The organism is Kitasatospora sp. NBC_01266, from assembly GCF_036242395.1.
Lineage (GTDB): Bacteria > Actinomycetota > Actinomycetes > Streptomycetales > Streptomycetaceae > Kitasatospora.
On sequence record NZ_CP108458.1, the window covers coordinates 6,644,687 to 6,667,621 of the forward strand.

General features: G+C 75.9%; 11 protein-coding genes. 9 read left to right on the plus strand and 2 right to left on the minus strand.

What is annotated here, in order from left to right:
- Nucleotides 1-12: 12 nt before the first annotated feature.
- The 3 genes from OG403_RS28550 (at nucleotide 13) to OG403_RS28560 (ending at nucleotide 6,360) form a co-directional block, all read left to right on the plus strand.
- Nucleotides 13-1,539 (plus strand): hypothetical protein, encoded by a 1,527-nt coding sequence (locus OG403_RS28550; protein WP_329569265.1) that lies wholly within the window; start codon nucleotides 13-15, stop codon nucleotides 1,537-1,539.
- Between the two features lie 67 nt (nucleotides 1,540-1,606).
- A complete protein-coding gene (locus OG403_RS28555; protein WP_329569267.1) occupies nucleotides 1,607-4,972 on the plus strand; it encodes a right-handed parallel beta-helix repeat-containing protein in 3,366 nt (1,121 codons plus the stop codon).
- Nucleotides 4,969-6,360: a S8 family serine peptidase gene (locus OG403_RS28560; RefSeq protein WP_329569268.1), complete on the plus strand. Its 1,392-nt coding sequence runs from the start codon at nucleotides 4,969-4,971 to the stop codon at nucleotides 6,358-6,360. Before OG403_RS28555 ends, OG403_RS28560 begins: the two co-directional genes overlap by 4 nt.
- 49 nt (nucleotides 6,361-6,409) lie before the next feature.
- On the opposite strand, the gene OG403_RS28565 is transcribed toward OG403_RS28560, so the two are convergent.
- Nucleotides 6,410-7,720, minus strand: a complete 1,311-nt coding sequence (locus OG403_RS28565) for a MinD/ParA family ATP-binding protein (RefSeq protein ID WP_329569269.1) — start codon at nucleotides 7,718-7,720, stop codon at nucleotides 6,410-6,412.
- Nucleotides 7,721-7,965: 245 nt separating this feature from the next.
- Between OG403_RS28565 and OG403_RS28570 the strand changes: the two genes are divergently transcribed.
- Both OG403_RS28570 and OG403_RS28575 read left to right on the plus strand, forming a co-directional pair.
- Complete coding sequence (locus OG403_RS28570) at nucleotides 7,966-8,331, plus strand: hypothetical protein (protein WP_329569270.1); 366 nt, start codon at nucleotides 7,966-7,968, stop codon at nucleotides 8,329-8,331.
- A gap of 221 nt (nucleotides 8,332-8,552) precedes the next feature.
- Nucleotides 8,553-9,215, plus strand: a complete 663-nt coding sequence (locus OG403_RS28575) for a sigma-70 family RNA polymerase sigma factor (protein WP_329569272.1) — start codon at nucleotides 8,553-8,555, stop codon at nucleotides 9,213-9,215.
- An 80-nt stretch (nucleotides 9,216-9,295) separates the two neighbouring features.
- On the opposite strand, the gene OG403_RS28580 is transcribed toward OG403_RS28575, so the two are convergent.
- Complete coding sequence (locus tag OG403_RS28580) at nucleotides 9,296-12,166, minus strand: AfsR/SARP family transcriptional regulator (protein WP_329569274.1); 2,871 nt, start codon at nucleotides 12,164-12,166, stop codon at nucleotides 9,296-9,298.
- Nucleotides 12,167-12,382: 216 nt separating this feature from the next.
- Between OG403_RS28580 and OG403_RS28585 the strand changes: the two genes are divergently transcribed.
- The 4 genes from OG403_RS28585 to OG403_RS28600 all read left to right on the plus strand — a co-directional run bounded on the left by OG403_RS28585 (nucleotide 12,383) and on the right by OG403_RS28600 (nucleotide 22,893).
- The gene (locus OG403_RS28585) at nucleotides 12,383-15,400 is read left to right on the plus strand and encodes an AfsR/SARP family transcriptional regulator (protein WP_329569276.1); all 3,018 of its coding nucleotides are present in this window, start codon (nucleotides 12,383-12,385) and stop codon (nucleotides 15,398-15,400) included.
- 241 nt (nucleotides 15,401-15,641) lie between these two features.
- Nucleotides 15,642-18,035, plus strand: a complete 2,394-nt coding sequence (locus OG403_RS28590) for an ATP-binding protein (protein ID WP_329569278.1) — start codon at nucleotides 15,642-15,644, stop codon at nucleotides 18,033-18,035.
- A gap of 176 nt (nucleotides 18,036-18,211) precedes the next feature.
- On the plus strand, nucleotides 18,212-21,028 hold the full coding sequence (lanL, locus tag OG403_RS28595; protein WP_329569280.1) for a class IV lanthionine synthetase LanL: 2,817 nt from the start codon (nucleotides 18,212-18,214) through the stop codon (nucleotides 21,026-21,028).
- Complete coding sequence (locus OG403_RS28600) at nucleotides 21,022-22,893, plus strand: alpha/beta hydrolase family protein (RefSeq protein WP_329569282.1); 1,872 nt, start codon at nucleotides 21,022-21,024, stop codon at nucleotides 22,891-22,893. Before lanL ends, OG403_RS28600 begins: the two co-directional genes overlap by 7 nt.
- The last annotated feature ends 42 nt before the right edge of the window (nucleotides 22,894-22,935 follow it).

The following is a 22,935-nucleotide window of genomic DNA, read 5'->3' on the forward strand; positions in this document are numbered from 1 at the left end:
GGGCAGGGGACGATGGTGGGCAAGGAAGAGAGCGGCGCGGGTGAGCAGGCCGGTTCCGGGTACCGGCTGCCGGCGGTGAGCTGGGCGTTCGAGGAGGAGGGCGAGCCGGAGGCGGAGCAGGCCGCCCCCGAGCGGCCGCACGCGGAGCCGGCGGTGCCCGCCGAGCCCGCGGCCGCCGCGCCGCAGGCCGCCGAGCCCGAGCCTGAGCCCGAGCCCGAGCCCGGGTCCGCCGAGGCCACCACCGGCGTGCTCGGACGCATCGTCCTCGGCGGTGCCGGGACGGCGTCGGCCGGCGGCCCGCCCGCGGCCGGGGTGGTCGCGGTCGTCGGCGCGAGCGCCGAACTCGGCGAGCTCGAAGCCGTGTCCGAAGCCGCCCCCGACTCCGCAGCCGAGGCCGAGGCGCGGCCGGGTCGCGTCTCCAAGCCGATGATCGCGGCGGCCGTCGCGGTGGGTCTGGTGCTGGTCGGCGTGCCGCTGGTGATCAGTCAGCTGGGCGGCCCCACTCCGCCGCACCGGCCGACCCAGGGCGGTGCCCCGCTCGGCTACAGCCAGCAGGGCCCGAACGGCGGCAACGGCTTCGTGCCCGGCTTCGACTCGCACGGCGACACCGGCGGCTCTCCGATCCCACCCGGCCAGCCGGCCGGCGCCGCGGCTCCGGTGGCGGCGACCGACTCGGGCTCGCCCAGCCCCTCGGGCCAGCCGGCGAACGGCTCCGGCGGCGGCTCAGGTGGCTCGGGTGGTTCGAGCGGTGGTGGCGGCACCGGGAGCGCCGGGCAGCCGCAGTCCAAGTCGGTCGGCGGGTCGAAGCCCGGCGGCGGCTCGGGCGGCTCGGGCGGCTCGGGCGGCTCGGGCGGCTCGGGCGGCTCGGGTGGTTCGAGCGGTGGTGGCGGCACCGGTGGTGGCGGCGGTACCAGCGGCGGTGGCGGCACCGGTGGCGGCGCCCCCCAGCAGCAGTCCGCCCCGCAGCAGCCGACCCAGCCCGCCAGCCCCAACCCCAAACTGCCCCCGATGGGCCCCGGCCCGGTGGTCCCGCCCTCGGCGCCCGCCCCCGTGGTCGCGGTGGCCGGCCCGTTCTGCGGCGGCAGCGGCGTCAAGTACCGGACGGACAACTGGTACACCCAGGGCCAGTCCGGCTGGACGACCAACTCCGGTGGCTGGAGCGGAAACGGCTGCAACGGCCAGTACAACTCGATGCCGATGTCGGGCTCGCACGGGGACTACGGCAACGACGCCGTCTGGACCTTCCAGGTCGGCTCCGTCAAGAGCTGCGACCTGGCCGTCTACATCCCGGCCAGCGGCGACATCATGAAGGTCGGCGGCAACCCGTCGTTCTACACGGTCAACAACGGCGCCGGCAGCATCGGCTCGTTCTCGATCAACCAGACCGCCAGCCAGGGCCAGTGGGTGGACGAGGGCAGCTTCCCCTACAACGGCATGATCTACGTGACGCTGCACGACCGGGGCATCGACTGGACCGACACCGCCAAGACCTACGCGCACCACGCCGCCGACGCCATCAAGGCCACCTGCACGTCCTGACCACCTCCCCAGCTCCACCCCCATCACCACCCGAGAACACCACCCCGAACGAAGGGAACCCCTGGCCATGTCGCGCCCGGTGCTGACGGTCTGCGCGGAGCAGCGGGAGTCCGGCTCCTACCGCACGATCGGTGAAGCCCTGCAGGCCGCCCGCAGCGGTGCGGTGATCTCGGTGCGCCCCGGCCGCTACGAGGAGAACCTGGTGATCACCAAGATGGTCACCATCACCGCCGAGGACGTGCGCGGCAGCGTGCGGATCAGCCCCAGGCGCGGAGCGGTGGTCCAAGTGGTGGCGGAGGCGGTGCAGTTGAACGGCCTGGTGCTGCACGGCCAGGACGACGACCTGCCGACGGTGGACGTGCCGCGCGGCCAACTGGCGATGCAGGACTGCGAGGTGGTCGGCAACTCGTGGACGGCGGTGCTGACCCGCCAGCAGGGCGTGCTGGCGATGCGCGGCTGCCGGGTGATCAACGCGGCCGGCGCCGGGCTGGTGGAGACCTCCAGCGGTACCAGCGTGATCGAGGACAGCGTGATCGAACACCTGGGCACCTCCGCCCTGGTGATCGGCGAGCGGGCCAACCCCACGGTGCGGCGCTGCGTGCTGCGTGACGCGCGCGGCAACGGCGTCTGCGCCAACGGCGAGGCCCGCGGGGTGATCGAGGACTGCGAGATCTCGGCCACCGACAAGCCGGCCGTGGCGCTGGAGGAGAACAGCACCACCCGCCTGCTGCGCACCGAGATCCGGGACAGCGCGCTCGGCGTCTACATCTCCTCCAACTCCCGGGTCGAGCTGGAGGAATGCACCGTCACCGGGGTGCGCGGGCACGGGATCGTGCTGGCCGGCGGCACCGACCCGGTGCTGCGCGGCTGCCGCGCGGTGCGCACCCAGGGCCACGGCCTGCACATCGGCGGGCGTTCCCGGGGCACCTTCGAGAACTGCGAGGTGGTCTCCGCCGCCGAGGTGGGCATCCACGTCGGCGAGTCGTCCGGTCCCACGCTGGTGCGCGTGGTGGTGCGCGACAGCGGCACGGACGGCGTGGAGCTGACCGGCGAGAGCAGTGCCGAGTTCGACCGCCTGGAGGTGTACGACGCTTCGGGCGCGGGGGTGGTGATCCGCGAGGGCGCCAACCCGCTGCTGCGCCGGATCACGGTGACCGCCGCGGCCGGCAACGGCGTCGAGGTGCTGCACGACGGGCGCGGGCGGCTGGAGGGCGCCACCGTGCTGGACGCCGGCCAGGCGGGCGTGCGGATCCACGACGGCGGCAACACCTACCTCGGCGGCTGCACGGTGCGCTCCAGCGTCGCCGCCGGGATCTCGATCGGCGCGGAGGGCATCGCCACGCTGCGCGACTGCGAGAGCGCGGAGAACGGCTTCGACGGGGTCAGCGTGGAGCGCGGCGGCGAGCTGACCGCGACCAGGTCCAGGCTGCGCTCCAACCGGCGGCACGGGCTGCACCTGCTGGCCGGCTCCCGGGCGACCCTGACGGACTGCCAGCTGATCGACAACACGGTGGACGGCGCCCGGGTGGAGTCCGCCGAGCCGGTGCGGCTCAACGACTGCCTGGTCGCCGAGAACCAGGGCTCGGGGCTGCGGCAGAGCGAGCCGAGCGAGCGGCTCTCGGTGGAGAACCTGGAGAGCCGGGACAACCGCTCGACGGACGCCTACGGCACCGCCACCGCCGCGCCGGCCACCGCCGAGGACGGCACCGAGCAGGACGACGCGGAACCGGGCGCCCAGCCGGTCCAGCCGGGGCCCGAGGAGCAGGGCCCGCAGGCCGTGCTGCAGACGCTGATCGGGCTGGAGGCGGTCAAGGAGCAGGTCGCCACCCTGGTCAACCTCAACAAGCTGGCCAAGCGCCGCGAGCAGGCCGGCATGCCGGCCCTGCCGATGAGCCGGCACCTGGTCTTCGCGGGCCCGCCCGGTACCGGTAAGACCACGGTGGCCCGGCTCTACGGCGCGATCCTGGCGGAGCTGGGCGTGCTGCGCAGCGGCCACCTGGTCGAGGTGGCCCGCGCCGACCTGGTCGCCTCGATCATCGGTGGCACCGCGCTGAAGACCACCGAGGTGGTCAAGGAGGCGTTCGGCGGGGTGCTCTTCATCGACGAGGCCTACACCCTGTCGGCCGGCTCCGGTGGCACCGGACCGGACTTCGGGCGGGAGGCGATCGACACCCTGGTCAAGCTGATGGAGGACCACCGCGAGGACCTGGTGGTGATCGTGGCCGGATACGAGGCGGAGATCCGCGAGTTCCTGGCCTCCAACCCGGGCCTGGCCTCCCGGTTCAGCCGCACCGTCGAGTTCGAGAACTACAGCGTGGAGGAACTGGCCACCATCGTGGAGCGGGCGGCGGTCGGGCACGGCTACGAACTCGCCGAGGGCACCATGGAGGTGCTCGCCGTGCACTTCGAACAGATGCCCAGGGGAGCCGACTTCGGCAACGGCCGGGCCGCCCGCAAGGTCTTCGAGGAGATGGTGGACCGGCAGGCCTCCCGGCTCGCGCTGCTGGAGAGCTTCAACAACGCCGAACTCGCCCTGCTGCTCCCCGAGGACGTCGACGAGCAGGCGGCGGCTTCGCTGGCCCGCGCCGCGGCCGGCGTCGAGGAGCCCGAAGCGCCCGGTCTGCTGGAGCAGTTGCGCGACATGGTCGGCCTGACCGAGGCCAAGGAGCAGGTCGAGGACCTGGTCAACCTCACCCTGCAGACCCGCCGCCGGGTCGAGGCCGGGCTGCCCGCCCCGCAGATCAGCCATCACGTGGTCTTCGCCGGCCCGCCCGGTACCGGTAAGACCACGGTGGCCCGGCTCTACGGCCAACTGCTCGCCGAACTGGGTGTGTTGCCGACCGGCCAGCTGATCGAGACGGCCCGCGCCGACCTGGTCGGCCGCTACATCGGCCACACCGCCCAGTTGACCCGGGACGCCTTCGAACGGGCCCGTGGCGGCGTGCTGTTCATCGACGAGGCCTACACCCTGACCCCCCGCAACGGCAGTGGCAGCGACTTCGGCCAGGAGGCGGTGGACACCCTGATGAAGCTGATGGAGGACCACCGGGACGAGGTGGTGGTGATCGTGGCCGGCTACCAGGAGGAGATGGCCGGCTTCCTGGCCTCCAACCCGGGCCTGGCCTCCCGGTTCTCCCGGGAGATCACCTTCGCGCACTACGCGGACGAGGAACTGGTCACCATCGTGCGCAAGCAGGCCGAGTCGGCCGGCTACCACTGCACGCCGGAGACCATCGTGGCGCTCGGCGAGCTGTTCGCCTCGGTGTCGCGCGACCGGACCTTCGGCAACGGCCGGTTCGCCCGGCAGACCCTGGAGTCGATGATCACCCGGCAGGCCGGCCGACTGGCCAAGCTGGACGTGGCGGACCTGGCGGAGCTGAGCGCGCTGCTGCCGCAGGACCTCCCGGTGCAGCGGATCGGCAGCCTGGCGTGAGGGGTTCGCGGCGCCGGCGGGTCGGGACGCCGGGCTCGGCGGCGACGGCGGGCACGGTCGCGCTGCTGGTCGGCGGTCTGCTGCTGCCGGTGGCGGCGGGTGCGGCGTGGGCCGACGGGTCGGGCGGCGGGTCCGCCACGCTCTCCGGTGCGGCTCCGACGTCCGGTTCGGCCGCGCCGTCCGGCTCCGCGTCGCCGGCGCCGGGGGACACCCTGCCCGGGGTCACCCAGGTGCTCGCCAGCGCGAACGGGCAGCAGCCGGCCTGCCTGACCGCCTCGACCAAGGACAACCGGCTCACCCCCTGGCCGCAGACCTTCCTGCGGCCCGACCAGGTCTGGCCGCTGACCCAGGGCGCGGGGGTCACCGTCGCGGTGCTCGGCTCGGGGGTGGCCGACGGCACCGGGCTGCTGTCCGGCCGGCTCGACCGCGCCGCCAAGCTGTCCGGCGGCGGCGACCCGGCGCAGGACTGCGTCGGGCACGGCAGCTTCCTGGCCGCGCTGATCGCCGCCGGCCAGCGCCCCGGCGTGGGCTTCGCCGGTATCGCGCCGGGTGCCCGGATCCTCGCGGTGGGCGTCACCGACAACACCGGCGCCAGCACCGCCGACCTGCTCGCCCAGGGCATCCGGGCCGCCGCCGACCAGGGCGCGCGGGTGATCGACGTGGGGGTGACCGTCCCGGCCGGCAGTGACGCGCTGGCGGCGGCGGTGCACGAGGCGGTCGGCAAGGGTGCGCTGGTCATCGCTCCGGCGGCGCCGGACCCGGTGCCCGGGGCGCAGGCCGGCGGCGCCTCGGCAGCACCCGCGCCGGTCTTTCCGGCGGCCTATCCCGAGGTCCTCTCGGTGCGCGACCTGGGCCCGGGCGGCACGCTGGCGCAGAGCGGGGGGTCGGCGGTGGGCGGCCGGGTCGACCTGGCCGCCCCCGGCGACGCGGTGATGGGCGTCGGGCCGAGCGGCGGCGGCTACTACACGGGGGCCGGGCCCAGCTTCGCCACCGCCTTCGTGGCGGGCTCGGCCGCTCTGGTGCTCGGCTACCAGCCGAAGTTGACGGAGAGTCAGCTGATCGGCCGACTGGAGGCCACCGCCTACCGGTCGGGGGGCGCGGTGCCCGACCCGCAGGTCGGCTACGGCTCGGTGGACCCGGTCGCGGCCGTCACCACTGTGCTGCCCCAGCCGCAGTCCACACCGTCCGCCGCCCCCGCCGCGTCCCCCTCCCCGCTCGCCGTGCCGCCCGCCCGGCCGGCCTCCGCCGCACCCCGCCAGGCCGGGGGCGTGGCGCTGGGCGCGCTGGGCGTGGTCGCGCTGGTCGCGCTGGGCGCGGTGGTCGTCCCCCGGGGCCGCGCTCGCGGCTGGCGCCCGCCGCAGACCGGTGCGGACGGGGAGCCGGAGTAGCTCGCGCAAACGCCCCCGGCCGGCGGCCGGGGGCGCCGACTCGGAGACCCTACCGGCCGGCCGGGCCCCAGGGGACGGGCAGCAGTTGGGGGTGCCCGGCCATCGACTCGCCGACCAGGGCGGCCAGTTCCAGGCAGGCCTGGCGGGCCTTGGGGCGCAGCCGGGCCGGGTCCAGCTCGTCGGCCGAGGTGAGGTGGCCGTCGGCGGGGAGCAGCACGACGGACCGGCAGCGGGCGCCGAAGTGAGCGGCCAACTCGGGGGCGGACAGCGGGCGATCGGACCCGCTCGCCGTGGCGGTCCGGATCACGGTGATCGCGGTGCGGAGCAGCTCCGCCTGGCCCTGCGCGATCAACTCGTCCAGCAACTGGTCGGTCTGCGCCGCGCCGGCCACCGAGGCGCTGGTGCAGATCACCAACTGGTCGGCGAGTTCGACCGCCGCCCCGCGCACGCCGTCCGCCGCCGCGCCGGCCTCGCCGATGATCACCGGGTACTGGCTGCTCAGCGTCGCCATCACCTGCCGGTAGCCGTACTCGTCCAAGCCACCCGGCACACCCGGCAGTTCGGCCAGCACCTCGAGGCCGCTGGCGGCGCGCGAGCTGAACCGGCGCAGCTCCGGGTAGCTGGTCAGTGCGGGGAGCGCCGCCAGCAGGTCGCCCAGCGTGTGCGGGTGCTCCCGCCGCACCCGGGCGCCCAGCGGCACCGCCGACGGGTCGCCCGCCGGGTCGCCGGCCGGGTGCGGCGCGGCGAGGTCGAGGGCGATCACCCGGTCGGGCCGGTGCGTGGCCAGCAGGGTGCCCAGGGCCAGGGTGACGGCGCTCCGCCCGGCCTGCGCCGACCGGCCGAGCACCGCGATCCGGTGGCAGCCGAACAGCGGGGTGCGGATCCGCTCCAGCCGCTGCCGCTCCTCCTGCCCGCCACCGGTGAACGGCAGCCGCAGCGAGCGGGGGCCGCGCGAGCCGGCCCGGCGCAGCAGCCGCTCGGTGGACAGCTCCAGCGCGGCGGCCCGTCCGAGCGTGGGATCGGCGGGCGGGACGGGCTGGGCCGCCGGCGACCCGGGTGCCGGCAGCGGCGCCGGGCCCGATCCGGCCGGAGCCCCCGGGATTTCTCCCGGCCGGGCCGTCGGCACAGTCCGTTCGGCGGGCGGGATGAGCACGGTGCCCAGCGGGTTCAGCGCCGGCCGGGCGGGCAGCGGCACCGGCTCGGGCCAGCTGGCGGGGGTGTAGTCGGGCGCGGCGTCCGGTCCCTGGTCCGGCCCGGGCCGCAGCGCGCCCATGGCCGAGCCCATGGCGCCGGGGCCGCCGTTGCCGGGGGTACTGCCCGGGCCCGCCGACCGCGCGAAGCCGTCGAAATGAACCGTCACGTGCCCTCCGCCTTCCGGTACGTCCAGCACCCCCGTCCACTCAGGGAGAACGGGCCTGCGGGCCTTGCCGGTTCATTCGAATATGGCTGGTCAGCCTGCTGAACCCGACGACCACCCGCTACCGTCACTCCTGGGTGGCACTCCTTACCGGATGCCATGACAGGTCGATAGGTCGACAGGTCGACAGGGTCAGGCCCGCAGCCGGGCGGAAGTCCCGCCACGGGACAGTGGGGAGAGAGGCACCGATGTCACCGGACGATTCGTCCGCGAGAGCGCGCCAGCTCATCGCGTCCTGGCTGGAGGTGTCGCCGGACAGCCGGCCGGGGCCGCCCGCGCTGCCGGTCCCGCAGGGCGCGGCAGCCGAGGTGATCGCCACCGCCCGGCGGATCGCCCTGCCCGACCTGCCGGACCTGCCCGCCGAGCACTCGCACCCGAACGCGCCGCCCGAGCTGCTGCGGCTGGCGATGGCGCTGGTGGTGGACGAGCACCCGTCCGCCGCCACCTGGTTCGCGGCGGACCGCACCGAGTTGGCCCGCTGGGTCGCGATGCTGATCGAACACCGGGGGGAGGACGGCGTTCAGGACCTGGTCCGGGCGCTCAACCAGGGCTGAGCCGATCCGTTCGGGCCGTCGGGCCATTGGGGCGTTGGGCCGTTGGCCGGACGTTGGTGGCTCCTTGGTGCAATCTTGGTGTTCTCCGGCAGTGTGGATGTCATCGAGGCCGGCACGTCTGTCCGGTCTGGTCAGGCGGTCTGCCTGGCCCTGTCAGGCCCGCATCGAGGCCCGCCGGATCCGAGAGGTAGTGCGTGTCCACACAGTCCGTCGTTCCGCCCGTGCCCACAACCCTGCCGCTCGCCGACCCGTCGGCCGCCGAGCCCTCGTCGACGGCGCCCCAGCCGGCCGCCGCGCGCCCCACGCTCGACCAGGCCACGCTCGCCGAGCTCTACCGTCTGCACGGCGGCTACCTGCTGCGCGCCCTTCAGCGGGTGACCAACGGCGACCGGGGCAAGGCCGAGGACATCCTTCAGGAGACCCTGCTGCGCGCCTGGCAGCACCCCGAGGCGATCGCCAACGGGCCCGAGCAGAGCCGCCCCTGGCTCTTCACCGTGGCCCGGCGGATCGCCATCGACCACTACCGGATGGCCGCCGCCCGGGCCCAGGAGGTCTCCGGCGAGATGCTGGAGGACCGCCCGCTGGCCGAGGACCCGTACGAGCGGGTGCTCGCCTCGCGGGACATCGCCAAGGTCCTGGAGCGGTTGCAGCCGAACCACCGCGAGGTGCTGGTCGAGCTGCACCTCAACGACAGCTCGGTGCTGGAGGCCGCCAGGCGGCTGGGCGTGCCGCCGGGCACGGTGAAGTCCCGCAACTTCTACGCGATCCGGGCGCTGCGCCCGCACCTGGCGGAGCAGCGCGAGTACGCGCCGACGGGCGAGCCGGCCAAGCGTTCCGCCCCCGCCAAGGGCGCCCGGTCCGCGCTGCCCGGCACGGCTGCCTGACGGAGGTCCCCACCGGAGCGTCCTGGCCGAACTCCTGGCAGAGCTCCCGGCTGAACTCCCGGCCGAGCTCCTGGCAGAACTCAGCTGAGCAGCGGCTGCTGCCGGTCGGCCGGTCCCTCGGCCGGCCGGCGGGGCTGCTGCTGCGGGACGGTGGCCGGGCGCGGGCGGGCGGCCTCGCCCGGCGCTCCGCGCAGGCCCTGCTGGAAGGCGAGGTAGCAGCGTTCGGCGATGGCGTACAGCTCCGGCGACTCGGCCTCCCGGCAGCTGGCCAGCAGCCGGGGCCAGGCCAGCGCGGCGGCCGCGGTGTGGCCCAGCCCCTGCAGGGCCTGCGCCTCGGTCAGCATCAACCAGGTGGTGATGGTGGTGGCCGGGCGCTCGGGCAGCAGCGCCCTGGTGGTCCGGGCCAGGCGCAGGGCGGCCGCGAAGTCGCCGGTCACGAGGCTGATCGCGGCCGAGTGGCTCAGGATGTGGCGCAGCTCTCGCGGGTCGCCGGACGACTCGCTCAGCTCGGTGGCGGCGTCGATCAGCCGGCGTGCTTCGGCCGTGTCGCCGAGCGTGGCGTAGGCCGTCGCCAGGACGGCCAGCGCCCGGCTGTGCGCGACACCGTCCGCCGGGGTGGTGTCGGCCACCGCCCGGCCGGCTGCCTCGGCCGCCTCCTGGGGGCGTTGCAGGCAGAGCAGCGCGTTGCCCTGGGCTCCGCGCAGCAGCGCGGTGCCCAACCGGTTGCCGCACAACCGGGCGGCGCGCTCGCCCGCCCGCGAGCAGTCCAGCCACTCGGTCAGCCGGCCTGAGGCGTAGAAGAGCGTGCCCGCCGCCAGGGCCAGCCGCCAGATCCGTTCGGGATCGGTGGCGGCGGCGGTGTCGAGCAGCAGGCGGATCGTCGGTTCCTCGGCCCGGAACCAGTCGAGCGCGGCACGGGCGTCCGCCGGTGGCAGCGATCCCGGTGGACGGGTCGGGCCGGACCGGCGGTCCTGCCCCGGGTTCACCTGCTCGCCGCAGTGCCGGGCCGCGGCGAGGTAGTGGTCCAACAGCTGTTCGGTGCAGCGCCGTTGGACCGCGGGTGGCCGCTCGGCCAGCAGTTCCACGCTGAACAGCCGGACCAGCTCGGGCCGGTGGTACCGCCCGGGTGTGCTCTCGGCGAGCAGGTGATGGGTGGCCAGCTCGCCGAGCGCGGCGCGGGCGGCGCCGGTGTCGTCGGCGCCGAGCAGGGCGACGGCGGTCAGGGCGTCCACTTCGCGGCCCGGATGCACGGCCAGGAAGGTGAGCAGTTCGGCCGCCGCAGAGCCGAGCTGACGGTACGTCAGCATCAGGGCGGCCCGCACGCCGGTGGCCCCGGAGGCTTCCAGGGCGGGCAACCGGGTCCGCTCGTCGGCCAGTTCGCCGACCAGGGTGGCGATCGTCCAGTCCGGCCTGGCGGCCAGCCGGGAGAGCGCGATCCGCAGGGCCAGCGGCAGTTGGTCGCAGAGCTCGATCAACTGCCCGGCCGCCGCCGGCTCGGCCCGGACCCGCTCGGTGGTCAGGGCGCGCTCGAGCAGCCGCAGCGCGTCGCCGTGGGGCAGCGGTTCCAGTCGCAGCAGGGCCGCACTCTCGGTCACCATCAGGTCCTCCAGCGTCCTGCGGCTGGTGATCGCGGTGGCGCAGTCGGGCCCACCGGGCAGCAGGTCGGCGACCTGGTCGGCGCTGCCGGCGTTGTCCAGCAGTACCAGCAGCCGCAGGTCGCCGGTCCGGGCCCGGTAGAGCGCGGCCCGGCCGCTCCGGTCGGCGGGCAGGGCGGCCTCGGGCACGCCCAGGGCGAGCAGGAAGTGGCCGAGCACCTCGAACGGGTCCGCCGGGCCGGCCGGATCGAAGCCGCGCAGATCGGCGAAGAGCTGGCCGTCCGGGAAGGCGGCGGACACCCGGTGCGCCCAGCGGACCACGGTGGCGCTCTTGCCGACCCCGGCCGGGCCGACCACCAGGGCCAGCCCGTCACCGTCGCGGTGCGGGCCGCACTCCCGGTCCAGCCAGCAGGACTCCTCCCCCCGGCCGACGAAGCCGGCTGGGGGGCGCGGTAGTTGACGGGGTGTCAATAGGGTGGTGCCGCGCTCCGGCGTGCCGGGCTCCGTGGCGGCGCGGGACGGCTCGACCGCCGCTGCCGTGGTGCTCGCCGCTGCGGTCCTCGCCGGCGCGCGCCCGGCTGCCGTGGCTCCCGCCGGCGCGGTCCCGGGTGGCCGCTCGGCCAGCACCTCCGCCAGGGCCGCCCGCAGTTCGGCGCCGGGCCGCAGGCCCAGCTCGCGGTCGAGCAGCGTGCGGGCCTGGTGGTACGCCGTCAGCGCGTCGGAGGGCCGGCCGGCCTGGTGCAGGCAGCGGATCAGCAGCGCCACCAGCTCCTCCCGCAGCCCGTCGGCCCGCACCCCGAGCTGCAGGGCCGGCACGGCCGTCGCGCCGATGCCCTGGCGCAGCCGCAGCTCGGCCCAGTTGATCAGTGCCTTGGTGCGGTCCTCGGTCAGCCGGCCCGCCACGGCCCGGCGCAGCTCGGTGTCGGGCAGGTCGGACAGCGCGGGGCTGCGCCACAGGCCCAGCGCCTGCTCCAGTTCCGCGATCGCCTCGGAGTCCTGGTCCTGCGCGGGCCGCTCGGCACGTTCCTGGGCCCGGGCGACCAGTTCCGCGAAGCGCAGCGCGTCCACCTGGTCCGCCGGGCCGGTCAGCAGGTAGCCGGGGGCGCGGGTGTGCAGCACGAACGGGCCCTCGGCGAGCAGCTTGCGCAGCGCGGCCACGTGCCCTTGCAGCGCGGCCCTGGCCTGGGCCGGGGGTTCCTCGCCCCAGAGCAGCTCGAAGAACTGGTCCACCGCGACGACCCGTCCCAGCCGCAGGGCGAGCAGGGCCAGCACGGCGCGCCGCTGGGCTCCGGGCAGCATGACGGGCAGGCCGGCCGGGTTCGCCAGCTCGACCGGACCGAGGAGCCGGATGCCCATATGTCCCCCCACAATCGTTCGTGCGGTGGCTGGGACTGCCACCGGTCACGGGGTAAACCGTGCCATATGTCTACGATGGACCGCTCCAACGGACGGGTCGGACGGGCGGGGCGGCCGCCCCGTCGCCGCCCCGGTGGGGTGGCGGCCCGTACTCTCTGACGGGTCGGGCCGGGATATCGGTTGCACGTCCGACCGTCTGACTGATCGAAGGGGCGCATGCGGATCGAGCTGCTCGGCGCGGTTACTGTCCGTAGCGAGGATGGTGCGGTCGTCACACCCACGGCACCCAAACGCCGCGCGCTGCTCGCCACCCTCGCCGTGCAGCTCGGTCACGTGGTACCCACCGAGCTGCTGATCGAACTGGTCTGGGAAGGCGCTCCGCCGCCGACCGCCCGCGCCGCGCTGCAGGGTCACATCGCCGCGCTGCGGCGGCTGTTGGACGGCGGGCTGGTGCTGACCACCCGTGCTGACGGCTACCTGCTGGCCGGGGCACCCGACCAGGTGGACAGCGCCCGCTTCGAGCAGCTGTGCGGCGAGGCCGGCCTGCTGGGCGTCAACCGCGCGGACCCCGCCGACGCCGTCGCGCTCGACCTCCCCGACGGGGACGAGGACCGCGTCCTGCCGACGCTGCGCGCGGCGCTGGACCTGTGGCGCGGCCCGGCCCTGACCGACTGCGGCTCGACCCTGCTGCGCGAACAGCTCGCCCCGCTCCTCACCGACCTGCGGCTGCGCGCGCTGGACCGGCTGGCGGCCGGTCTGGCGCGGCTGGGCCGTGGCGCCGAGCTGGTCGCCGAGCTCACCGGGGCCGTCTCGGAGCACCCCTCGCACCAGCAGCTGACCGTTCAACTGCTGACCTGCCTGGAGCAGGCCGGGCGCCGGGAGGAGGCGTTGGCCTGGTACGACCGGGCGATGGCGCGACTGCCCGGCGCGCCGGGCAGCGCGCTGCGGCTGGCCGGCGAACGGCTGGCGCGGTCGCCGCGGTCGCCGCAGGGCCCCGGGTCGACCAGCCCGCCGGCGCCGGCCGGCCCGGCCCGCGCCGCGTCGCCCGCCGCGCCCCGGCCGCCCGTGGCCGCGCCGCCCGTGGCCGCGCCGACTACGACCGCGCCGCCCGTGACGCCGCCGCCCGTGACCGTCCCGTCCGCGGCCGCGCCGCCCGCGGCCCGGCCGTCGCGGCCGGTGCCCGAGCAACTGCCGCGCGGCGAACGGCGGTTCGTGGGCCGATCGACCGAACTCGACCGACTCGACGCGGCGGTCGCCGTCGGCCGCGAGGTCCGTCCGATCCTGGTCAGCGGCCCGGCCGGGGTCGGCAAGACCAGCCTGGTGCGGCACTGGGCCCACCGGGTCGCCGACCGCTTCCCCGACGGCCGGCTCCACGCCGACCTGCGCGGCTTCGACCCGGCCGGGCCCCGTGACCCGGCCGAGGTGCTCGTGGGCTTCCTGATCGCGCTGGGGGTCGCCGAGAGCGCCCTGCCCGCCACGCTCGACGACCGCGCGCGCCGCTACCGGGAGCTGCTGGCGGGCCGTCGGCTGCTGATCGTGCTGGACAACGCGCGCAGCTACCGGCAACTCGTCCCGCTGCTGCCCGATCCGGCTCCCGAGGCGCCGGAGGACCCGGACGGCGGCGAGGCCGTGGCAGCGCCCGTCGCCGTCGTCACCAGCCGCAGCCGGCTGCGCGACCTGCTGGTCCACGAGGGCGCCGTGCCGCTCTCGCTGGACGTGCTGCCGCCGGCCGACGCGCGGGAACTCCTGGCCAGGGCGCTGGACCCGGCCCGGGTGGCGGCCGAACCGCAGGCGGCCGCCGAACTCGCCGAACACTGCGACCGGCTGCCGCTGGCCCTGCGGCTGGCCGTCGTCCGGCTGGCCGCCCGCCCGGGCTGGACGCTGGCCGAGCTGGCCGCGGAACTCGCCGACGAGCCGACCAGGCTCGCCGCGCTGGCCGGTGGTGGCCACGGCTCGCTGGGGGTCGCGGCCAGCCTCGAACTGACCTGCCGGACGCTGTCACCCGAAGCGGCCCGGCTCTTCACCCTGCTCGGCCTGCACCCCGGCACGGTGATCGACCCGCCGACCGCCGCGGTGCTCGCCGACCTGCCGCCGGCCACCGCCCGCGACCTGCTCGGCCGGCTGGACGCCGCCCACCTGATGGAGGAGAGTGCACCCGGCCGGTTCGCCCGGCACGACCTGGTACGCCTGTACGCCGCCCAGCTGGCCGACGAACTCCCGCACCAGCAGCGGCTGGCGGCGATGGAGCGGCTGGTCGGCCACTACCTGGCCGCGACCGCCGCGGCCCGCGCCGCGCTGCCCGCCGACAGCCTGCCGCCGACCGACCCCGAGCCCGTCCCGGTCTCGGCTGCGGCCGGCCTCCCGTCCCCGGTCGAAGCGGTGCGGGCCGCCGACTGGTTCCGCCGCGAGGAGCGCGCGGTGCGCGCGGCGGTCTGCTGGGCCGAGCGGCAGGGCCGGTTCGCGGTGGCCTGGCAGCTCGCCCACCAGGCCGCCGCGCTCTACCGGGCCACCGCCGCGCCGCAGGGCCGGGCCACCGCCGCCCAGCAGACCGCCGGACCCGGCGACCCCGAGTGGCGGGCCACCGTCGAGGCCGGGCTGCGCGCCGCACGGGCCGCCGCCGACCAGGGCGCGGTGGCCCGGCTGCACCTCGACCTCGCGGTGCTGCTGCTCGACCAGCGGCAGCTGCCGGCCGCCCTCGAGCAGCTGGGCCGGGCGCTGGCCGAGGCCGACCGGCTGAGCGACCCGGTGCTGCGCCACCGCTGCCGGGTCCGGTCGGCCGCCCTCCTGCTCAGGGCCCGCGCGGGCGATCGGGCCGTCCCGCTGCTGACCGTCATCGTGGCCGGCGCCCGCACACTGGGCGACCCGCTGCTGCTCGCCCAGGCGTTGGACGGCCTGGCCAACGCGCTGGTGATCGCCGGCGCGCCGGGCCCGGCACTGGCACACGCCGACGAAGCGGTGCAGCTGCTCGCCGCCCACCCCGACGCCGCCGAGACCGTCCTCGCCACCCACACCCGGGCCGCCGTGCTGTACGCCCTCGGCCGTCCGGGCGCCGCGCTCGCCACCGCCCGGCTGGGCCTGGCGCTCGGCCGGGCCCAGGGCAACCGGCAGGCCGAGTCCCGCTCGTACGCGCTGATCGCCGTGCTGCTGCACGCCCTTGGCCGGACCACCGAGGCGCTGGCGGCGGAGCGCCGGGTGGACGACGGCGAGAACGGACCGGCGACACCGGGGCCATGACGCCGGGTCGGCCGTCGGACAGGCCCTGGTGGCAGCGGCTCGATGACGCCAACTCGGCTCCGGTGCGGCAGGATAGGCAGAACCACCGGCAGAAGTAGCCGGCGGGCCGGATATCGGGGAAAGCTCCGTCAAGGGGGCGTGAAAGCGCCCGGCTGTCACGGAAGCACCTCGTTGACCAGGCATAATCGCTGCCCGGACGTGTTCGGCGCAGGAGTCGGCACGGTGGGTGGCAGGGGCGGAAATGGGTGCTGCCGGGGCATCGGCGGAAGAGTTCGGCGCGGCGGGAGAGTTCTGCCTGCTGCTGGCCCGGTTCAGGGTCCAGGCCGGGCTGACCCAGGACGAGCTGGCCCAGGCGGCCGAGATCAGTCTGCGCGCGCTGGGGGACATGGAGCGCGGCCGTACCCGTGGACCGCAGCGGCGCACCGTGCGGGCCCTGGCGACCGCGCTGAGCCTCACCCCCGCGCAGGCCTCCGCACTCGAACAGGCCGCGCAGGCCGGCCGCCCCCGCCGGGTGCCGGCGGTCGCGGCGGCCCCGGCGACCGGGCAGAGCGCTTCGGCGGCGGGAGACCAGGCCGCCACCGACACCGCCACCGACCCCGGCGACCCGGCCGCCGCGCAGCCCCAGGAGGCGGTGCAGGCCGCCCTGGCGCTGCCCCGGGACATCGCCGACTTCACCGCCCGCGAGGACGCCATGGCCCAGCTGCGCGCGCTGGCCGAGCAGGCGGACCCGGCGCACCCGCGCGTCGTGCTGGCCTGCGGGCAACCCGGGCTGGGCAAGACCGCCTTCGCCCTGCACGCCGCCCACGCGCTGGCGCCGTACTTCCCCGACGGCCAGCTCTCGCTGGACCTGCGCGGCATGGCCGAACAGCCGCTGACGCCCCGTGAGGCCCTCGCCCAGCTGCTGCGCGCGCTGGGCATCGCCCACACCGCGGTGCCCGCCGACACCGAGGAGCGCGCGGGCCTGTACCGCAGCCTGATCCGGGAACGGCGCCTGGTCCTGGTGCTGGACAACGCCGCCGACGAGGCGCAGGTCCGGCCGCTGCTGCCCGGCTCCGGCCCGGCGCTGACCCTCATCACCAGCCGGCACACCCTGCCCGGCCTCGAATCGGTGCACCGCTTCCCGCTGGAGGTGCTCGCTCCCACCGAGGCCGCCGACCTGCTGGCCCGGATCGCCGGCTCCGAGCGGATCGCCGCCGAGCCCGCCGCCACCGCCGAACTCGCGCGCCTGTGCGGCCATCTGCCGCTCGCCCTGCGGATCGCCGGACAGCGCCTGGCCGCCCGCCCGCAGCAGCAGGTCAGCCACCTGGTGCGCCAACTCACCGCCGAGGAGCACCGGCTGGACCTGCTGCAGGCCGGTGACCTGCGAGTCCGCGCGGCCTTCGCGCTCTCCTACCGCAGGCTGCCGGTCGAAACCCGACTGGTGCTGCGCCGCTGCTCGTTGACCACCGGCGACGACTTCGCCGCCGCCACCGCCGCGCTCTACGCGGGCCTGCCGAACCACCGGGCCGAGCGGCACCTGGAGGAACTCGCCGACGCCGGACTGCTGCAGCCCGGCGCCGACGCCGACCGCTACCGGCTGCACGACCTGGTCCGCCTCTACGCCGGCGAGGAGTTGACCGCCGAGGACGACCCGGCTCTGGTCGACGCGGCCCGCGACCGGGCCACCGACTGGCTGCTGCGCCGCGCCGCCGCCGCCGGCCTGCTCTTCGACCCCGACTACCGCGAGGGGAGCGACCTGGGCGATCCCGATCCGGCCACCGCCCCCGCCACGATCTCCGAGGCCCGGCAGTGGCTGGAGGAGGAGCACCCCGAGTGGCTGGCCGCGCTGCGCCGCGCCGGCGCCACGGGCAGCCACCAGCAGGTGATCGACACCGCCGAGGCCATGCACTGGTTCTCGGACAGCCTGCTCTACTGGGACGTCTGGGCCGAGGTCTTCGAACGCTCGGTGGCCGCCGCCCGCGCCGTCGGGGACCGGCTGGCCGAGACCGTCCACCTGAACTACCTGGCCTGGACCCAGAACACCTGCCTGCACCAGTACCAGCAGGGCCTCACCTTCGCCCGCGAGGCGCTGGACCTGGCCCGCGAGATCGGGGACACCCAGCAGGAGGCCTGGGCGCTGACCTACAGCGGTACCGCGCTGCGCCGGCTGCTCCAGGCGGAGGAGGCCATCGACTCCTACCAGCAGGCCGCGGCGGCCTTCGCCACGCTGGAGAGCCCGAGCGCGCGGATCGGCCGGCTGGTCGCCATCCGGTTCGCCGGTGCCTGCCTGCGCGAGTCGGGCCGGGCCCAGGAGGCGCTGGCGGCCCACCGGACGGCGCTGGCCGACGCCGGCGAGTGGCTGGAGCAGGAGCAGGGCTACGTACCGCACCTGCTGTCCGCCTTCACGGCCCATGAACTCGGCCTGGACCAGGCCGCGCTGGGCCAGTGGCAGGCAGCCGAGCAGGCCTTCCGGCAGGCCCTGGCCCACTACGAGGCGATCAACCGGCCCGACAGCATGACCCAGACCCTCACCGAGCTGGCCACCGCCCTGATCGAACAGGACCGGGCCGAGGAGGCCCGCGAGATCCTCTCCAGCGCGCTGACCACGCTGACCGACGAACCCGGCGGTGCCCGCCGCCGCCCGAGCAGCCGATGAGCGTGCGCGCACCCGCCCGCCGCACGGATCGTGGGGGCCGCCGCGAAGATTGGTCGGGTCACCCGCCGGAACGTACGCGTGCTGCCCTGATGTGACGCCCGCCGATCGCCGGAAACATTGTCGATGCACCCGGAGCAGCGCCCAGCCGCTGCTCCTCCCCGGCATCGGAGGCGGCGATGACAGAAACGAGCGCGACCCGGAGTGGACCACCTGATGAGGACGGCGAGTTGCTCCCCGGCCTGGTCAGGTCGGCGCTGCGCCGGCAGGGCGCGTTCGGCTGGGAGGTCGACCCTGGGGAGTTCTGGTGCCGGGTGGTACCGGGCGGCCACAGCCCCCGGGCGCAGGGGTGGAAGCTGCACATCTCGGCCACTCCGCTCTCGGCGCCGGTGGTGCTGGCCCAGGCCGCCGAGGTGCTGGTCGCCGAGCGGGCCGCGTTCAAGTTCGCGGGCACCCTCGGCCGGGTCGCCGACCTGGTCTCCCCGCGCTACGACCGGGGTGGGGGAGGCAAGTTCATCACCGTCTACCCGGACGACGACGATCACTTCCGGCGGCTCGTCGAGGAGCTCCACCAGGTCACCCGGGGGCTGCCGGGGCCGGGCATCCTCTCCGACCGGCCGTACTGCCCCGGCAGCCTGGTGCACTACCGCTACGGCGTCTTCCACGGGGTGACCCGGCTCGGCAACGACGGCACGGTCGAGTCGATGCTGCGGGCCCCGGACGGCGGCTTCGTCCGGGACCGCCGCCAGGCCTGGTTCAGCCCGCCGGCCTGGGCCGGGGCACCGCTGCTGCCCGCGCCCACGCCTGCGCCCACGCCCGCACAGTCGCAGCCGCCGCAGGGTGCGGCGGCGCAGGGGAAGGCCTCCGCCCGGTCCACCGGGGTGCTGCTGGACGGCCGCTACGCCGTGCGCAAGGCGATCCGGCACGCCTACAAGGGCGGGGTGTACTTCGCCACCGACCAGGAGACCGGCCGACAGGTCGTCATCAAGGAGGCCCGGCGGCACGTCGGGGCGCGGCTGACCGGCACGGACGCCGGCGACCTGCTGCAGCACGAGGCGCGGATGCACGCCGCAATGGGCCCGCTCGGCGTCTGCGCCGAGGCGCTCGGCGTCTTCACCCAGGGCGGCAACCTCTACCTCGTGCAGGAGCGGATCGACGGGCAGACGCTGCGCGGTTGGGCGGTCGCCAACCCGGAGCCGACCCGGGCGGCGCTGCTCGACCTGGCCGAGCGGACCTTGACCGTGGTCGAGCGGGTGCACCGGGCCGGCCAGGTGCTGCGGGACCTGAACCCGAACAACCTGATGCTCACCAGCGAGGGTGAAGTCCGGCTGATCGACCTGGAGATGGTCGCCCGACCGGGCGAGCAGGTGCAGCGCGCCTACACTCCGGGATACGCCGGCCCCGAGGTGGTCGACGCGCAGTTCCTCGGCCCGGCACCGGAACTCACCTCGGACCTGTACAGCCTGGGTGCCGTCCTGTTCCATCTGGCCAGCGGCGCCGAGCTGTTGCTCGCGGCGGACCAGCCCGCGTTCCGCACGGCGGACGAGCGGCTGGCCCACCTGGTCACCCGGACCCTGGCGGACAACCCCGGCGGGCGGCCGTTCGCACCGCTGATCCTCGGGCTGACCGCGCAGGCCGCCGACCGGCGCTGGAGCCTGGAGCGGGCCCGGGAGTTCCTCGCCGAGCTGCGCGCGGACCGGCAGGTCGTCGCCGTAGATCGAGCTGATGATCCGTCAGAATTCGTACTGTCGAAGGAGATCGAGGATCAGCTGCTGGGCGACGGGCTGACCCACCTGCTGGAGTCGATGACGGCGACCGGTCGGCCCAGGCTCTGGCCCGCCGATGGCTTCGCCGCCCTCAACGACCCGCTGAACGTGCAGTACGGCGCCGCCGGGGTGCTGGCGGTGCTGGCCGGAGCCGCCGGCGTGCGGCTGGACCTGCGGCTGCGGTCCGGGGTCGTCGAGGCGGCCGAGTGGATCGCGGGCCGGCTGCGACTGGACGAACCGCAGCTGCCCGGCCTGTACTTCGGCCGGGCCGGGACCGCCTGGGCGCTGCTGGACGCGGCCCGGCTGCTGGCCGACCGGGCGCTGCTGGAGACGGCCTCGCAACTGGCCCGGCAGTTGCCGGTGCGCTGGCCGAATCCCGACGTCTGCCACGGCGCGGCCGGCGCCGGCCTGGCCCAGCTGCACTTCTGGCGGGTCACCGGTGCGCAGGACTTCCTGGACCGGACGGTCGAGATCGGTGAGGGGCTGCTGGCCGCCGCCGGCACGGGCCGGGCCGGAGTGATCTGGCAGGTCCCGGCCGACTTCGACTCCGCGCTGGCCGGCGCCCGCCACCTGGGCTTCGGACACGGCGTGGCCGGCATCGGCACCTTCCTGCTGCTGGCCGGCCAGGCCGCCGGCCGGGAGGACTTCCTGGAGCTGGCCCGGCGCGCCGGCGAGACGCTGGTGACGGCCGCCCAGGTCGAGGACGGGGCGGCCTGGTGGCCGACGGAGGACAAGGCGATCGGCGCCACCGGCGCCGGTCCGGCCTTCCAACCACCTTACTGGTGCAGCGGATCCGCCGGGGTCGGCAGCTTCCTCGGCAGGCTCTGGCAGGCCACCGCCGACCAGCGCTACCGCGACCTGGCCGAGCAGGCGGCCGCGGAGGTCTACCGCCGCAGGTGGCAGCTCTCGCCGGCGGCCTGCCACGGACTGGCGGGCAACGCCGAGTTCCTGCTGGACCTGGCCGCCGTACTGGAGGAACCGCGCTACCGGGGCTGGGCGGGCGAACTCGTGGCCTGCGCCCACGCCCGGCACACGCTGCGCGAGGGCCTGATGCTGCTGCCCGGCGAGTCGGGCACCGAGGTGACGGCCGGCTACAGCACCGGGACGGCCGGCATGCTGGCCGTGCTGCTCCGGCTGCGCTACGGCGGCACCCGGCTCTGGCTGCCCGAGGGGCTGACGCTGCCCGCTCCGGCGGGCCGGCTGATCGGAGCGGAGGCCGGCCCGTGCTGACCCGCACCCGCACCCGCACGCGCCTCGGCGTCGGCCTCGGTGCCGGCGCTCGCACCCGGACCCAGGCCCCGAGCCCGCGTCCGATCGCCGCCGGCCGCACCCCGCTCGGCGCCAGGACCAGCTTCGCCTTCGCCGCGAACGCCGAGTACGCCGCCTGCCTGACCACGGATCGGCGCGGCGGCCTGGTACCCGAGCACTGGTCGTTCGACGGACCATCGGCCCGGCGCCGCGCGCTCCCGCTGGACGAGACGGTGCGCACCCAACCGCTGCCGACCGAGGACGGGCGGCTCCTGCTGCTGCGCGGCGGGGCCGGACGGCACGAACTCGTGCTCGCCGACCCGAGGTCGGGGCCGGTCGGCGAACCCCTGGTCGTCGCGGGTCGGGCCCTGCGCCTGGTGGCCACCCCCGAGCCGGGCAGCCTGGCGCTGGCGATCGGCGCCGACGGCCCGGGCCACTCGGTGCTGCACCGGGTGCTCGACGGCCCGCTGCGACTGGCACCGGCGGCCACCCTGCCCGGCGCGGTCGGCGCGGTCTGCCGGCTGGATCCGGTCGGGCGGTTGCTCGGCGTCGCGCTGCGGTCGGACGGCAGGACCCGTGCGGTCATCGTCGATCTCGGCGACGGCAGCCACCGGCCGCTGTCGGACGAGCCCGGCCAGCAGGGCCTCGGGCTGCTGCTGGCAAGTCCCGCCTCCGGTCTGCTGCTGACCACGCTGCCCACCCCGGACGGGCCCCGGCTGGCCTGGGCCACCCTGGCCGACCCCGCCGAGGGGCGGGTGCCGCAACGGCTGAACGCCATCGAGGGTGCGGTCCGGCCGCTGGCCTTCGACCCCGCCGGTGAACGGGTGGCCCTGCGGGTGGTCCACGGCGCGCGGTCCCGACTGCTGGTCCACGAACTGCGCACGGACCGGATCACCGAAGTGCCGCTGCCCGAGGGCGCGATCCATCCGGTGGCCGGCTGGGGGCGGACCGGCCTGCGGCTGCCGGTCTCCACCGCGGAGCGTCCCGCCGAGATCGCGGTGCTCACGCCCGATGCCAGGGCGGTGCGGCGCCCGGTCCGCCGTCGCTCGGCGACCGCCGCCCGGGTGGAGCGGTTCCACGGCCCCGCAGGGGAGTTCGAGGCGGTCTGCCGTGGCGACTGGCGCGGTGCTGCCACGGTGCTGGTGGCGCTGCACGGCGGACCCGAGGCGGCCTGGGACCTCGGCTTCGATCCGCTGCTGCACCGGCTCGCGGCCGCCGGCATCGCCGTCGTGGCCCCGAACCAGCGCGGCAGCATCCGCTACGGAGCCGCGCACGCCGAGGCGATCCACGGCGCCTGGGGCGGTCCCGACCTCGCCGACATCCGCAGCCTGCTGCGCACCCTGGTCGCGGCGCGGCCCGGATCGGCGCCGGCCCCGATGCTCTACGGGGGCAGCTACGGCGGGTATCTGGCGCTGCTCGCGGCTGCCGCTGACCCGCGGTCGTGGTCCCGCTGCGCGGCGGTCGCGCCCTTCCTGTCCGGTGCACGGCTCCACGAGCAGGCGACTCCCGCGGTGCGGGCGCTGATCGACCGGCTCGGCGGCCGGACCGAGCCGGCCGCCGTCGCGGACGACGAGTTGGGCCCGCGCGACGTGTGGGCGCTGGCCGACCGGATCCGGGCCCGCCTGCTGATCATGCACGGTGCGGACGACCCGGTGATCCCGGTCGACCAGACCCGCCAACTGCGGCAGCGGCTGCGCGATCTGGGCCGCACCGAGGGCACCGACTTCCACTACGCCGAGGTACCCGGCGGCGGGCACTCCCCGCTGGAGGGCTTCGCGGGCGCGCCGCTGCGCGAGTACCTGCTGGAGTTCCTCACCGCGCCCGCCGAGGACCGCTCGGCCCACTGACTCGCGGCCAGCCGGCCGTGCGACGCCGGGACCGCCGGCGCC

Excerpts from the sequence above, each read along its gene's own strand:
- OG403_RS28550 (WP_329569265.1), top strand. The coding sequence starts at position 13 with ATGGTGGGCAAGGAAGAGAGCGGCGCGGGTGAGCAGGCCGGTTCCGGG.
- OG403_RS28555 (WP_329569267.1), top strand. The coding sequence starts at position 1,607 with ATGTCGCGCCCGGTGCTGACGGTCTGCGCGGAGCAGCGGGAGTCCGGC.
- OG403_RS28570 (WP_329569270.1), top strand. The coding sequence starts at position 7,966 with ATGTCACCGGACGATTCGTCCGCGAGAGCGCGCCAGCTCATCGCGTCC.
- OG403_RS28580 (WP_329569274.1), bottom strand. The coding sequence starts at position 12,166 with ATGGGCATCCGGCTCCTCGGTCCGGTCGAGCTGGCGAACCCGGCCGGC.
- OG403_RS28585 (WP_329569276.1), top strand. The coding sequence starts at position 12,383 with ATGCGGATCGAGCTGCTCGGCGCGGTTACTGTCCGTAGCGAGGATGGT.
- OG403_RS28590 (WP_329569278.1), top strand. The coding sequence starts at position 15,642 with ATGGGTGCTGCCGGGGCATCGGCGGAAGAGTTCGGCGCGGCGGGAGAG.
- lanL (WP_329569280.1), top strand. The coding sequence starts at position 18,212 with ATGACAGAAACGAGCGCGACCCGGAGTGGACCACCTGATGAGGACGGC.